Origin of the sequence: Corynebacterium mycetoides (genome assembly GCF_900103625.1) — a bacterium.
GTDB lineage: Bacteria > Actinomycetota > Actinomycetes > Mycobacteriales > Mycobacteriaceae > Corynebacterium > Corynebacterium mycetoides.
In genome coordinates this window covers 1345710-1359567 of record NZ_LT629700.1, presented here as the reverse complement: position 1 = coordinate 1359567, position 13858 = coordinate 1345710, and the positions used below count along the sequence as shown (strand labels likewise).

General features: G+C 62.9%; 8 protein-coding genes. 7 read left to right on the top strand and 1 reads right to left on the bottom strand.

What is annotated here, in order from left to right; all coding sequences use genetic code 11:
• The first annotated feature begins 492 nt into the window (after positions 1 to 492).
• Positions 493 to 2136, top strand: coding sequence for a chaperonin GroEL (groL, locus tag BLS40_RS06525; RefSeq protein WP_092150298.1), 1644 nt, complete (start codon positions 493 to 495; stop codon positions 2134 to 2136).
• Between the two features lie 247 nt (positions 2137 to 2383).
• Here the strand turns inward: groL and BLS40_RS06520 are convergent, their stop codons facing one another.
• On the bottom strand, positions 2384 to 3433 hold the full coding sequence (locus tag BLS40_RS06520) for an alpha/beta hydrolase family protein (protein WP_092150295.1): 1050 nt from the start codon (positions 3431 to 3433) through the stop codon (positions 2384 to 2386).
• A 502-nt stretch (positions 3434 to 3935) separates the two neighbouring features.
• On the opposite strand from BLS40_RS06520, the gene BLS40_RS06515 reads away from it, so the two are divergent.
• From BLS40_RS06515 to BLS40_RS06495, 6 genes are all read left to right on the top strand, one after another.
• A complete protein-coding gene (locus tag BLS40_RS06515; RefSeq protein ID WP_092150292.1) occupies positions 3936 to 4169 on the top strand; it encodes a hypothetical protein in 234 nt (77 codons plus the stop codon).
• 63 nt (positions 4170 to 4232) lie between these two features.
• Positions 4233 to 4382: a hypothetical protein gene (locus BLS40_RS10965; protein ID WP_157672450.1), complete on the top strand. Its 150-nt coding sequence runs from the start codon at positions 4233 to 4235 to the stop codon at positions 4380 to 4382.
• A 134-nt stretch (positions 4383 to 4516) separates the two neighbouring features.
• Entirely contained in the window at positions 4517 to 5416 is a 900-nt protein-coding gene (gene ppk2, locus BLS40_RS06510) for a polyphosphate kinase 2 (RefSeq protein WP_092150289.1), read from the top strand.
• Positions 5409 to 6122: an enoyl-CoA hydratase-related protein gene (locus BLS40_RS06505; protein ID WP_092150286.1), complete on the top strand. Its 714-nt coding sequence runs from the start codon at positions 5409 to 5411 to the stop codon at positions 6120 to 6122. The genes ppk2 and BLS40_RS06505 overlap by 8 nt, the downstream gene beginning before the upstream one ends.
• 333 nt (positions 6123 to 6455) lie before the next feature.
• On the top strand, positions 6456 to 12257 hold the full coding sequence (locus tag BLS40_RS06500) for a DUF5979 domain-containing protein (protein ID WP_231908550.1): 5802 nt from the start codon (positions 6456 to 6458) through the stop codon (positions 12255 to 12257).
• 95 nt (positions 12258 to 12352) lie between these two features.
• Positions 12353 to 13834 (top strand): SpaH/EbpB family LPXTG-anchored major pilin, encoded by a 1482-nt coding sequence (locus BLS40_RS06495; protein ID WP_092152211.1) that lies wholly within the window; start codon positions 12353 to 12355, stop codon positions 13832 to 13834.
• Positions 13835 to 13858 lie beyond the last annotated feature (24 nt).

The window sequence follows — 13858 nt, the reverse complement described above, 5'->3', positions numbered from 1 at the left end:
TTTTCAGAAGCCCTTGCAGGTCGCACTGAAAGAGACTCGGGCGAAGATCTCAGTGCGATTTCAGCACCCGAGCGCGCGGGAAAATGTGCTGAGGTCTTCCTGTTGGAGTGGAATGTCACGGTCAAACTGGTGCTGGCGTTACCGACCTGGGGTTTTGCACCCCACCACCGCCTGACCGTGACATTCCACCGCCTGAAATGTCACGGTCAACCCGAAACTGCCATCGCCGAACTGGGGTTTTGCACCCCGCCACCGGCTGACCGTGACATCCCACCGCCACCACGAAACGTCAATCCCACCCAACCTTGCACTCGCCCGCTCAGACTGCTAAAAATGGGGGTTAGCACTCAAGCAAGTCAAGTGCTAAAAGTTTTTGAGCGGGTGAGGCTGCCTCACTCACCAGCCGTGCCGTCGCGGGCGCCTGCTCGAATCCGACGTTGAGTGGCGCCGTATACCAACACACTCTCAATGTAAGAGGAGCAGCTAACTCACATGGCAAAGATGATCGCATTTGACGAGGAAGCACGCCGCAGCCTGGAAAACGGGCTGAATACGCTGGCTGATGCCGTCAAGGTCACCCTGGGCCCGAAGGGCCGCAACGTTGTTCTGGAGAAGTCCTGGGGCGCGCCGACCATCACCAACGATGGCGTGACCATCGCGAAGGAAATCGAGCTCGAGGATCCGTACGAGAAGATCGGCGCCGAGCTGGTTAAGGAAGTAGCCAAGAAGACTGACGACGTCGCCGGCGACGGCACCACCACCGCTACCGTGCTCGCCCAGGCGCTCGTGCGCGAGGGCCTGCGCAACGTTGCGGCTGGCTCCAACCCGATGGGTATTAAGCGCGGCATCCAGGCCGCCACCGAGAAGGTCTCCGCCTACCTGCTCGAGACCGCCAAGGAGGTCGAGACCCAGGAGCAGATCGCCTCGACCGCAGGCATCTCCGCGGGCGATTCTTCCATCGGTGAGAAGATCGCCGAGGCAATGTACGCCGTGGGCAACGGCGCGGTGAACAAGGAGTCCGTCATCACCGTCGAGGAGTCCAACACCTTCGGCGTCGACCTCGAGGTCACTGAGGGCATGCGCTTTGACAAGGGCTTCATCTCCGCCTATTTCGCCACCGACATGGAGCGCGGCGAGGCCGTTCTCGAGGATCCGTACATCCTCCTGGTTTCCGCGAAGATCTCCAACGTCAAGGACCTCCTGCCTGTTCTCGAGCAGGTCATGCAGTCCGGCAAGCCGCTGCTGATCATCGCCGAGGATGTCGAGGGCGAGGCTCTGTCCACCCTGGTGGTCAACAAGATCCGTGGCACCTTCAAGTCCGTTGCTGTCAAGGCGCCGGGCTTCGGTGATCGTCGCAAGGCCATGCTGCAGGATTTGGCCATCCTCACCGGCGGCCAGGTCATCTCCGAGGAGGTCGGCCTCTCGCTGGAAACCGCCGATCTCGCGCTGCTCGGCCAGGCCCGCAAGGTTGTCATCACCAAGGACGAGACCACGATCGTGCAGGGCGCTGGCGACCAGGCTCAGATCGACGGCCGCGTGAAGCAGATCCGCGCCGAGATCGAGAACTCCGACTCCGACTACGACCGCGAGAAGCTGCAGGAGCGCCTGGCCAAGCTGGCCGGCGGTGTTGCCGTGATCAAGGTCGGCGCCGCCACCGAGGTGGAGCTCAAGGAGCAGAAGCTGCGCATTGAGGATGCTGTGCGCAACGCCAAGGCTGCCGTGGAGGAGGGCATTGTCGCCGGCGGCGGCGTGGCCCTGCTGCAGGCTGCGAAGGTGCTCGAGGACGACCTGGGCCTCGAGGGTGACGAGGCCACGGGCGTGAAGATCGTCCGCGAATCCCTGTCCTCCCCGCTGAAGCAGATCGCCTTCAACGCCGGCCTGGAGCCGGGCGTGGTGGCGGACAAGGTTGCGCACCTCGAGCTGGGTCATGGCCTCAACGCTGCGACCGGCGAGTACGTGGACATGATGGCTGCCGGCATCAACGACCCGGCGAAGGTGACGCGTTCTGCTCTGCAGAATGCGGCCTCCATCGCGGGCCTGTTCCTGACCACCGAGGCTGTTGTGGCTGACAAGCCCGAGCCGGCTGGCGCTGGCGCCGGTGCCGGGATGGACCCGGAGGCAATGGGCATGATGTAACGTCGTTGGCTTAACGACGCCGAAAGGGGCCCCTCCCGATGTGGAGGGCGCCCTTTTTGCTTGCTTTCTCAGGTTGCAAGACGATGATAATTGTGGCGTCACAGGCGTCACATGCGTCACAGGCGACCTGAGGTTTTGCCGGGGTGGTTTCTCGGTCGTCTTGTGGGGTGCCGCCCCACAAGACGAAGACGGTTCCTGCGCCACGTCAGTCGCACTCGACCTAGCGTATTAGCCCCCCGTCGACCACCTATCCCAGCGCCGCCAGCCACTCCCGCTGCGCCTCCCAGCTGCGCGGCACGGTGTCGGAGTGGGTGGCCCCGGGCACTTCATGGTAGTCAACTGAAACCCCGGCGGACTCCCACGCAGACAGCACAGATTTCAGCGCTTCGCGGTTGATCGTGGTGTCTTTGGCCCCGGCAACGACGAAGACGGGCCCTTGCGGGGCCATGAGTTCTAGGCGTTGTTCGTCGAGTAGGTCCTGCATGGGTTTGGTGTTGGCATTGGAGATGAACAGTTCCCCGCCGGAGGTGTCGGCGACTTCGTCGCGCAGCTCGGGGAGGGTGAGCTTCTCCGCCTTATCGACGAGCTCAGCGCCGCGTTCACTGAGGAAGTCTGCTGGGTCGACGGAGTCGAAGGAATTGATGGCGCCGGCGATCACGATGGGGAAGAAGCGCACGGCGGTGCCTTTGAGCATGCGGGCGACGTCGACGGGGCGCACGCCCATGAGGCGGAGGTTCTTGTTCACCAACTCGGTGTCACCGGGGGCGATGGCGATGGTGGCGGCAAGCCCGTCGGCGGTCTCGTCGGAGGAGGCGGCGGCAAGTGCTGCGTAGCCGCCCTGGCTGAACCCGACGTTGAGCCAGCCGCCGTCCGCGCCGAACTTCAGCCGCGCCTCCTCAACGAGCCGGTTGATGGAGGCCGCCAGCGATCCGCGGTGCATGTAGGTTGCGGGCACCTCTTCGACGCCGAGGCCCTCGTAGTCGGGCTGGGTGACGATGTATCCCTCGTCCACCCAGCGCTGCAGGTATTCGGTCCAGGGGGTGATGTAGCGCTCAATGGGGTCACCCTTCACATGCAGCGAGGGGGCGCTGTTGGTGGATAGTCCCGTTGTGCCGTGCGCCCAGCTGAAGAGTGCGCCGTCCTCTCGGCGGTGGGCGGGCACGGTGACCAGCCCGCTCATTGTTGCTGGGCCTCGTGCGCCCTCGGCGATATACCTGACGCGGTAGGTTGTCGCGCCTACGGGGGCAGCGGGGACCTCATCGTTGGGGGTCTCGACCCATTCGGTGGTGTTGGTCATGGAACTCCTTGTTCATGCGGGTAACGTCTGCCAGAGGTCTCGACCCTTTACTTTATGCGTTTGTCCGCGCCCAGCTGTCGACTCCGCGCCACGACGGGTCGAGGGCGAATGTACGTGGCCGTCAGTGAACCGGCACCGTCCATGACGGGAATGTCCCTGCTACCCCCGGATAGGGGCAACGTTTGGCGTGGTTCGTTGCCCGGCGGGGTGCAGTATATCGAGGCGCTTTTGGGTGTTGTTACAGATAATCGATGCTGTTTACCTCGTATTCACTGGAACTCGCGAATATTCCCAGCTGGTCACGGATGGTTAATTTTCTCTGACCTCTGGTTTTGCCCCCCTAATAACTTTGTGGCATCAGTTTGCCCGCAAAATTCTTGGAACTAAATGTTGACGGAACCGAAATCTGTGGCAAGATTTCACCCGTGGCGCTCAACGGGGTGTCAGAATTTGTCCAGATATGCCAGGCTTACTCTGGCACCTACTCCAAAAGGGGAAAAACATGGATCTCGCAACGATCGCAACCCAGCTCAAGGATCTCGGCACCGGGCTCAAGGCTCTCGCCACGCTCTTCGGTGACGGCACCGGCTCTTTCTACGACGTGGTAAGCACCATCGCTGGCTGGTTCGGCGGCGAGGGCTCCTCCCTCGACGGTGCTGAAGGCTCCTCCGCCCTCCTGACCGGCTCCTCTGAGGGCAGCTCTTCCAACCTCTTCGCTGGCTCCTCTGAGAGCTAATCCGCTAACTCCTCGGCTTCCGCTGAGTACCTAACCCCCGATTCTTCTCGAAAGGACACTACTATGTCTGCTGACTCCAACTTCTCCTCCGGCTGGGCTGAGCTTTCCTCCAAAGACGCCATTGGCGGCACTCTCAGCGCTATCGCTAAGAGTTTCGGTGAGTTCTTCAAGGCTGTTGGCGACCTCGCCGGTCTCGCTGCGAAGTACCTCTAAAGGCACACGGGTCTGATCCCGTCCTTTGCCTTGAACCCCGTCGCACTGCGGCGGGGTTTTCGCATGACTGGGCCGTGAACGCGGGATGTTTCTTCGCAGCGCGCGACCTCGATTCCGCGGTTAGAATGAACGCCATGGCTGACCACAAAGCAGACGACATGCCGATGCTCGACCTTGCCCAGATCGAGGGCTACTGGGTCGACGACTCCGACGAGGACGACCCCGTCCTGCTGAAGGCCGACGGCACCCCGATCGAGACGTGGCGCGAGAACTACCCCTACGACGAGCGGATGACGCGCGAAGAGTACGAGAAAACCAAGCGTGCGCTCCAGATCGAGCTGCTCAAATGGCAGAACTGGACCAAAGACACCGGGCAGCGCCACATCATCCTGTTCGAAGGCCGCGACGCAGCCGGTAAGGGCGGCACGATCAAGCGCTTCAACGAGCACCTCAATCCGCGTGGTGCGCGGACGGTCGCGTTGGAGAAGCCGTCGCCACGCGAAAGCACGTCCTGGTACTTCCAGCGTTACATCCAGCACTTCCCGTCGGCGGGCGAAATCGTCTTCTTCGACCGCTCCTGGTACAACCGCTCCGGCGTGGAGCGCGTCATGGGGTTTTGCACCGAATCGCAGCACGCCGAGTTCCTGCGCGAGGTGCCCATGCTGGAGAACATGATCTTGGGCTCGGGCATTTCGCTGACCAAGTTCTGGTTCTCCGTGACGCAAAAGGAGCAGCGCACCCGCTTCGCCATTCGCCAGGTCGACCCGGTGCGCCAATGGAAGCTGTCCCCGATGGACCTGGCCTCGCTGGATAAGTGGGACGACTACACCCGCGCGAAAGAGGAGCAGTTCCGCTACACCGACACCGACGAGTCGCCGTGGATCACGATCAAGTCGAACGACAAGAAGCGCGCCCGCATCAACGCGATGCGCTACATCCTGAGCAAGTTCGAGTACACCAACAAAGACCACGATGTCGTCGGTGAGCCGGACCCGCTGATTGTCAAGCGCGGACGAGACCAGATCGGTGATTAAGTCCGAGTCGCGCGGCGACGTCGCGGTGCTCACGCTCGACCGCGACGAGAAGCGCAACGCCCTATCTACAGAGCTGCTGCGCACGCTGTCCACTGCGTTCGCGGCGGCCCACGGCGCACGCGCGATCGTGCTCACCGGGGCAGGTACCGTCTTTTCCGCCGGCGCCGACCTTGACGAAGACGAGTTCGACGGCTCGTTCTTCGAGCACCTATTTTCGCTTATCGACGCCATCCGGTCATCCCGCGCGCCCGTCATCGCCTACATCAACGGCCCCGCCATCGGCGCAGGAATGATGCTGTCCATGGCCTGCGACATCCGTGTCGCCGCCCGTTCTGCGCGGTTCTTGCTTCCTGTGGGGGACATGGCCATCGGTGTCAATGAATGGGTGGTGCGTTCCCTGGCGGAGCACGTCGGTGCCTCCCGGGCGCGGCTGATGCTGATCGGCGGCGCGCCGATGGATCTGGACACTGCTGTGTCCTGCGGTTTTGCCATCGGAGGGACGTTGGAACGGACGCTGGAACTGGCCGATCTCGTGGCGGCGAAAGCGCCGCTGACCATGCAGAACATCAAGGCGGAATTCGCCCCGGATCTGTTTACTGCCCCTCAGCGGGAGGCGGCGCTGCGTGCGCCTTTCGGCTCGGACGACATTCGTGAGGTCGGGCGCGCCCGCGCCGAGGGGCGCCGGCCCACGTTTACGGGGCGCTAGACGCTGATCGACAGGCCAATCTAACCCCGGAGTCGTCTGCATAGGTGAATGCATAGGGATCCATCTTGAGAGCGCTTTACGCAGGAACGTGCTGAGGGGAACCGTATAAAGCGTTGAAAATCGTGAAATTATACATAAGATCTGGCTACTATCTGGGCGAACGTTGACAACCTTAAAATAGCCTGCCAAAATTGTCTCCAGGAATGCTGTCGGACGTGAGCCTTTCAGCTTAGGGGGATCAGCATCTTTCTCAAGGCGAGAATATTTCGCCTCGGGTCACTGTGTCTTGGAAGGCTCACCTCGTTTATGTCACCCTCCGTGTCTCGCTTGTTCATGCTGCGCATTCGCCGTGTCGGCGCGGTCTTCGCTGCCTTGCTCATCGCGCTGAGCATCATCGCAGTGCCCGGAAACGCACCTCAAGCCCAGGCGCAAACAACTACCCAGGACAGCCTTAACTTCGGCGACTGCGCGATGCGCATCGGCACCGGAACGGCGGAGGCATGGGCAAACCAAATCTGCTGGATTGATGCCAAAGGTCTGACCGCTAACGGGACGGTGACCAAGAAGATCGGCGGGTACACCCTCACGTTCAACGTTAATGTCGCCACCGACGGTGCCCTGTCCACCCTGACAAATCCGGGATGGAACCTGGCAGCGTTCGGTAAGGCGGGCACCGGATTCTTCGAACGCAACCCGAATGCCACCGTCCAAGACGTGCTGCAGATGAACTACACCAGCCAACCCAACCCCAGCGCCCGCATTACTCTGAGCAACGTCGCGCTGACGGACCCGTCGGGGAGAACGGTGTCTAATCTGCGCCTCCTGGTGGCCGATGCAGAATCGACCGGCGCCGGAACGCCGGGTGAGATCATCAGTGTGGAAAGCGGCAACGGCGGGGTCGACATCTTAGGTAGGGTCACGCCGTCCGGTTCCTATCCCGCGTGTACCCGCACGGACGCCATCTTCGGGCCAGCTACTGAACCCGCGCGATCTGAATGGAAGAATGCCGGCGGGCGAGTCAGGGACTTCGTCTGCTACACCCGCTCATCCGGCACCTACGGTACTTTCGTTGTCGGCGCGGACAACCCGGGTTCTCTCGAAATCAGCATGGGAACCGATAACAGGGGTGCCCAGGGTGTTGCCCTCGGTATCGCCATCGGCCGTGTCACCTTCGGTTCCGCCAACCAGCTCGCCACGGTCGATTCCGCCTTCGAAAACGCTGCCACCGGTACGGCATCAACAGCTAATTACCAGGCTTTCCAGCTCGACAACGGGATCTACTCTGAAATCCCGGTCTCCCCGAACACGACAACTCCGGTGGTGCGGCGCATCGGAGCCGGCGCTGTGCCCCAGGATTCCTACGCCTTCCGTTCCACCGCCAACACGGCCGACGGGCAGGCATTCAACCGCTACGATCCGGTGTGGTCGTGCACCCTTACCAACACCGCCGGAACCCCGGAATCCTTCACCATCCGCGAGGGGGTTGCCGCACCGGCTGGCTTCGTACTGGCCAACGACAAAGCAGCCGGTACTTCAGAAGTTCGCGTCGCCGCCGCCCAGAACCGTGCGGTCAACTGCGCCGTCAGGTGGGAATCGCGCTTCCAGCCCGCTGCGATTGAGCTGAAGAAGACGGTGACAGGATCCGCCGCGAACTTCCGCGACGTCCAGGGCCGCACCTTCGACATCACCTATGCCTGCGCGGATGTGCCCGGAACCGGTCCAGGCAGCCCGCTGTTCACCAATGCCTACCCTGGCGTGAAACTCCAGAACACAGTTACGCTTGCCCACGGCGCAACCCAGACAGCACCGAACCTGCCCCGGGGCGCGCAATGCACTGTGACAGAGTCACGCACTACCTCAACACCACCTGCCGGCGTGAGCCACGACCTGCAGTGGAATTCCGCTTCCACCACCGCTCCAGCAGCACCGAACGGGGGAGTGAACACTTACTCGGTCACCCTCGGTGCGACAAATCCGGCGTACGCCACCAACCGCTATGACTACCGCTCCGGCACTCTGCGCCTGAGCACTGAGCTGCTCGGCGAGCCAATCGCAGACGGTGTCAACCTCAGCGCCTTCGATGTGGAGCTCATCTGCGTCGCATCGAATCTCGGCCGCAAAGTAGTCACCCTCAACACCACGCGAACGGCAACGGTGGTGGCGGGAACCGCAGACATCACCGATGTCCCCGTTGCCCAGGATTGCACCATCCGCCCGCTGACTGAGTTGCCGCAGGTGCAGTCCGGCCAAATCCGGGTGGATAACCGCACGGTGACCTTCGGCGGCCAGACTGTCCAACCGGACGCGGCCGCGCCGAACACCTACCATTTTTCCCTGCCGGACACCCAGGGCGTGACCGGTTTGATGAGCATCCGCACCACATACGTCTACAACACCCGAGACATCGCAGTTCGCAAGCATATCGACGGTCCCGCCGCCACAAGCCCCGACCTAAGCAATCCTTCCTACACCGTGAATTACCGGTGCACCGCGCCCTCCGGCAAGGTTTTCACCGGCACGAAGAGCCTCGGCGGAAGCGGCTCCGAAGCCGCCATCACCGCGATTCCGGTTGGCTCAAACTGCAACGTGTGGGAGAACACGCCAGGCGACACGGCGAATACCTTGTTCGCCGGCGCGAAGCTGCAGTCCACTGACGCCGGCGGGCGCCAGACGGTAGTGGACAACGCGGCTGCTCAGACAACGCCAATCCTCACGGTGTGGGCGACACCCGGCCAAGAGCAGCACATCATCACCTTGACCAACACCTACAACCCCCGGCTCGGCACCGTGTCGGTGTCCAAGGTGGTCACCAGCACCACCACCGCAGTGATTCCAAACTCCTTCACCATCCGCTTCAACTGTGGCACCCGCACCATCGGCGGGAGCGTAATCGATCTGTCCGGTTCCGCCGAGATTCTCGGCGGGTCGACCGCAGCATTACGCGCAGACAATCCCGCCGCCAATGATCAGGGTGGTGTCATGGGTGTGCCTTACGGTAACAGCTGCTCTTTCAGTGAGGACCAGCCGCAACTGACCCAAAGTGTCCGCATGTCCACCAATGTTGCAGATGCCACCTTCACCGTCTCGCAGCCGGTGACGACACGTACCGTCACCAACACCTTCGCTTCCGCGGGCGACGGCCTGACCGTTACGCAAAGCCTCGACGGTGTGGCCAGCCTCATTCCCGCAGGGGGCATGAACTACAGCTTGACCTGCGAAGTTGCACCGCAGCCGGCCACGCTCGCCGCAGCGCAGATCGCCGATGCCGCCGCCGGCACAGCGACCGAGGCGATCGTTGCCATCCCGACCTTCATCACCGAAGAGTTCTCCCTGAGCAATGCGGAGCAGTTCCACTTGCCAGCTGACAAGCTCCCGCTGGGCAGCACCTGCACCATCACCGAGGCCACCCCGGACTCGTTGCAGCGCACCAACTTTTCCGGACACACCTACACCATCGACAGAGTCGTTGCACTGAGCTCCACCGACCCTTCCGCCATCGACTTCGGTGTGGAGTTCACGATCGGTGAGAAGTCCGTGCTCAACGTCAGCGCAACCTACGCCTACCTGCAGGCAGACGTGAGGGCTACCAAGCGTGTGGAGTTCGACGCCGACGGCCAGCGCCTCATCTCACCGACGCGACGAGACGCAATCTCGGCCGGCGACTTCACCGTCGCCGTAGTGTGCCACGCCCCAGACGGCACGCAGGGAACAACCGTGACCGGCACCGTCACCGACGGCGGCAGCGTCAACCTTCCAGGCGTCACCCAGGGTTCGGAATGCACCGTCTCCGAAAATCTCCTTCCGCCCACGGGCGGGATCACCCACTCGACCCGCATCGCCGCCGGAGGCGCAGCAGCCGTCGTGGACGGCCCGGCCACCTTCACCGTCGGCGCAAGCGGCAATGAGACAGCAGTGACCAATGTGTTCTCCCGCAGCTCCACCACAGCCACCCTGAGCAATTCCATTGATCTGCCACCTGCTGTGCGGGAACAGTTTGAAGCTGGGGGCGGCGTAATTGGGGCGTCGATAAGCGCAGTGCCCTTCACTCTTGCCTGCCGTGACGCGGAAGCGGACGCTGGGAGCGAGGTCTACCGCCAGGCGCGCACCGTGCCAGCAGACGAAACGGCGACATTTGCCGGGGTACCCGTCGGCGCCCACTGTGAGGTCACGGCAGGGGCGCGCGGCCCGGTCGAGCTCAGCCTCGGTGAGCTGCGGGCATACCTGCGTCCCGAGGACGCGGAGTGGGCCGTCGGCGCCAATGCGGCAATCGCGCAGACAGATGCGGCCGAAACCACCTCGCCCGGCATCATTGCCAACGGGGGCACCGACGCCGCAAACCAGTTCGCGTTTAACCAGCGCTACGCCTATGAAATGGCCCCTGTTGCGCTGAGCAAGCGGGTGACCGGTCAGGCCAAGGACCTCGACCTGATAACCGATGAGACGCGCTTCAACTTCACCATGCGATGCGAGGCCATCGGGTATAGCAGCACCAACGTGCTGCCGACGTCACTGGCGAAGAGTGACTTTGACACCACCGGAGAGCAGTGGACCTACACTTCGGCTGCGGCTGAAATACCGGCTGGGGCGCTGTGCGAGGTAACCGAGACCGACCCGACCGCGCTTCCCGTCGAGCTCACCGCCACCGCCGAGCCGGGTAGCGTGTCTGGCCGAGCACCCCTGCCAGGCGTGAGCGAAGCCGCGGAGTTCGCCTTCACCAACACCGTGGAACGCCGCATGGCCCCGGTGCGCCTGGCACTGCTGCACACCGGCTACCTCGTCGGCGCAAGCCCCGCCGGTTACACCGCCCAGTTCGCCTGCGGGGACTACACCTTCACGCGGACGTACGCCCTCGACAGCGTCCCGAGCGGAACGTTGAACACAAACGGTCCGGCGCCGAGCACCGGCGATCTCGTCGATGTTCCCGTCGGCCTCGAGTGCACCGTCGACTTTTCTGCAAGCCCGGCCCTGGCCGCCCGCGGAGAAGTGGAAGTTGTCAACGGTGACCGCCGCCCGACCGTGCGCTTTGCCCAGTGGGAGGGCGACACTTATGTGGGCGCACCACATCCGCTCGGCTTTATCGCCCGGGCACTTTCTCCCGCTACCAGCGAGGAAACCACCTTTGCAGTGCCCGGCGACGCCCCGAGCGACAGCCCAGTGGTCACTGTCGGCACGGAAATTACGCATACGCGCGCGCTTTACGACGTCGCGTTTAGCAAACTGTCCGAAGGCAACGCCGCCAACGCACCCACCTTCACCTTCACTCAATCCTGCAGCCCAGGCGGTGAAACCTTCACTCTCAAACCCGGCGGCACCCACATCATCAAAGACATACCCGTCAACCAGGACTGCACCGTCATCGAAACTGATGACGCACACCCCGATGTGGATTCCGTTTTCACAATCGCCCAGGTCGGCTCATTAACCAAGGACACCACTGAACCTGCGGCAGGAGGTGCATCCCGGCAGGTTAGCTTCGTTGCTCTCCCAACATCCGGGGAGGACACATCCACCGCAGGTGATCAGTGGTCCGTCACAGCACTGAACCGATTCCCCGGTCTCGAAGTAACCAAGCGCATTCCCGGCACGCCAATCAGTGTGGTGACTGGCGTTTTCGACCGCGCGATTTTGGGTGATGCTGCCGAGACGATGGAAATCACCTACACCGTGGAAAACACCGGTGTGTTCGATGCAGAGCTGGCTCAGGTGGTTGATTCGTCGCTGGCCGGGCGCACCATTAGCTCCGCGACCGGTGCCAGCGCGGTTGTCGGTGCAGATGGGGTGCTCACCGCTGAGGTGTGCCCGGCGCTCGCTGCCGGCCGCATCCTCGCCCCGGGTGAGAGCGTCACATGCACCATCAATGTCGATATCTCCGATCAACCGCGCAACGCCAACTACTCCTACTTCGGCGATGTTGAGGTCCACGCCACCTCCAACGGGCAGACCTTTACCGCCACCGACGGGTACGGGGCCTTCCGGATGAGCGGCCTGATCGGAGCGATGCTCCCGGACACCGGTGTGCAAACCCTTGTCTGGTTGCTCGTGCTCGGGCTGCTGCTTTTCGGAGTCGGTGCCTGGCGCTACCTCCGCCGCGACGATGCCGAAATTGAGGCAGGTGAGAGCGTTGAAGCAAGGTAAGGTCGCGCGCTACATGAAACGGCTGTTCGGCATGACATAGAGCACCGCTGCACAACCACCCCCCCAAAAAACCTCTCCGAGAAAAGGAAAACATCATGTCTCACATGTCCCAGAAGACCCTCGCGATTGTGGCTGCGGCCGCCTTCGCCACCGCAACACCGCTCGCCCTCGCCCCGGCAACCGCGCAGGTGGCGGCAACTGCTGCCGCTGGTGTCGACATCGCCGCCCCCGCATCGTTGACCATTGACAAGCGTATCGGTGAGGTCGGTCCCGCTGCGCCGACAGCCACCGAGACCTTTGACTTCACCGTTGAGCGCATCAATCTGACCAACAACCTCGACACCGCCGCCGGTTGGGACGAGGTGCAGGCCATCATTGCCGGCACCCAGACTCCGACCGTCGCGTCCACCACCACCATCACCACCGATGCAGTATCCGGCCAGGGCACCGCGAACCTGCCGGTCGGCCTCTACCGCGTCACCGAGGTGCAGAACGGCAACTACACCGTGGCAGCTCCGTTCTACGTCACCCTTCCGCTGACCGAGTCTGGCGGAACCATCAACTACAACCCGACGATCTCCCCGAAGAACCAGGAGCTCAACCCCACTAAGGCTGCCGATGACACCAACGTCGGCGTGGGTGACGCGATCACCTACACCATCAAGGCACCGGTGCCGGTGGGCGATGCCTTCCGTGACGGCACCCGCTCCATCAGCCAGTTCCGGATCGAGGACCCCCTCATGGCCGAACTGGCCTACGTGGCGGATTCTGCGGAGGTCACCCTGCTCAACGCCGGCGGCGCTACCCTCGCGCCCGCCGACTACACCGTGACGCCCGGTGCGAACAACACCCTGATTGTTGACTTCACCGAGGCTGGCCGGGCGAAGCTCGCAGAGCTGCGTGCCACCAATCCGGGCCTGACAGCACAGGTCGTCTTCGATGCCACTGTTCTGCAGATCCCGGCAAACGGTGAGCTGCGCAATGAGGCCAATGTCTACATCCCGAACGCGGAAGACCCGATCAAGACCACTCCGGAAGATCCGACTCAGCAAAACGGTGACAACGGCGCAACTTCGACGCAGTACGTCAACGTTGCCATCACCAAGACTCTCGACGGCGCCGACTCTGCCGACGCTGCAGGCGCTGAGTTCAACGTGGTTGCCTGCACAGCCGACGGCAACGGCCGCTACACCATCGATGCGGACTCCACCCCGCTGGTGAGCACCAACCCGGAGGGAACCCAGAAGGTTACCGGCCCGATCGCTACCGTTGCCACCGGTCAAGCCGCCATCGCAACCGGGTACGGCATGCAGTTCACCCGCGAGCAGGACTACTGCGCCGTGGAGACGAAAGCTCCGGCCGGGTACCTGATCAACCCGGACCCGACCCCGCTGAACCTCAGCACCCCGAACGCTGACGGCCGCCCCGTCTACACCGCCACCGTCAACAACGTGAAGGACAACCTCTTCGGCCGCTTGCCCGCCACCGGTGAGACCACCATGCTCGCCCTGCTGGCCCTCGGCCTCGTGCTGTTCGCCGGCGGCGCCGCTTACCAGCTGCGTCGCAAGAACGCCTAGCAGGTCGACCACAAGGAAAGGACG

What these genes read in the sequence shown, in the direction of transcription:
- BLS40_RS06515 (WP_092150292.1), top strand. Translation starts at nt 3,936, where the DNA reads ATGGATCTCGCAACGATCGCAACCCAGCTCAAGGATCTCGGCACCGGG.
- BLS40_RS06500 (WP_231908550.1), top strand. Translation starts at nt 6,456, where the DNA reads ATGCTGCGCATTCGCCGTGTCGGCGCGGTCTTCGCTGCCTTGCTCATC.
- ppk2 (WP_092150289.1), top strand. Translation starts at nt 4,517, where the DNA reads ATGGCTGACCACAAAGCAGACGACATGCCGATGCTCGACCTTGCCCAG.
- BLS40_RS10965 (WP_157672450.1), top strand. Translation starts at nt 4,233, where the DNA reads ATGTCTGCTGACTCCAACTTCTCCTCCGGCTGGGCTGAGCTTTCCTCC.
- BLS40_RS06495 (WP_092152211.1), top strand. Translation starts at nt 12,353, where the DNA reads ATGTCTCACATGTCCCAGAAGACCCTCGCGATTGTGGCTGCGGCCGCC.
- BLS40_RS06520 (WP_092150295.1), bottom strand. Translation starts at nt 3,433, where the DNA reads ATGACCAACACCACCGAATGGGTCGAGACCCCCAACGATGAGGTCCCC.
- groL (WP_092150298.1), top strand. Translation starts at nt 493, where the DNA reads ATGGCAAAGATGATCGCATTTGACGAGGAAGCACGCCGCAGCCTGGAA.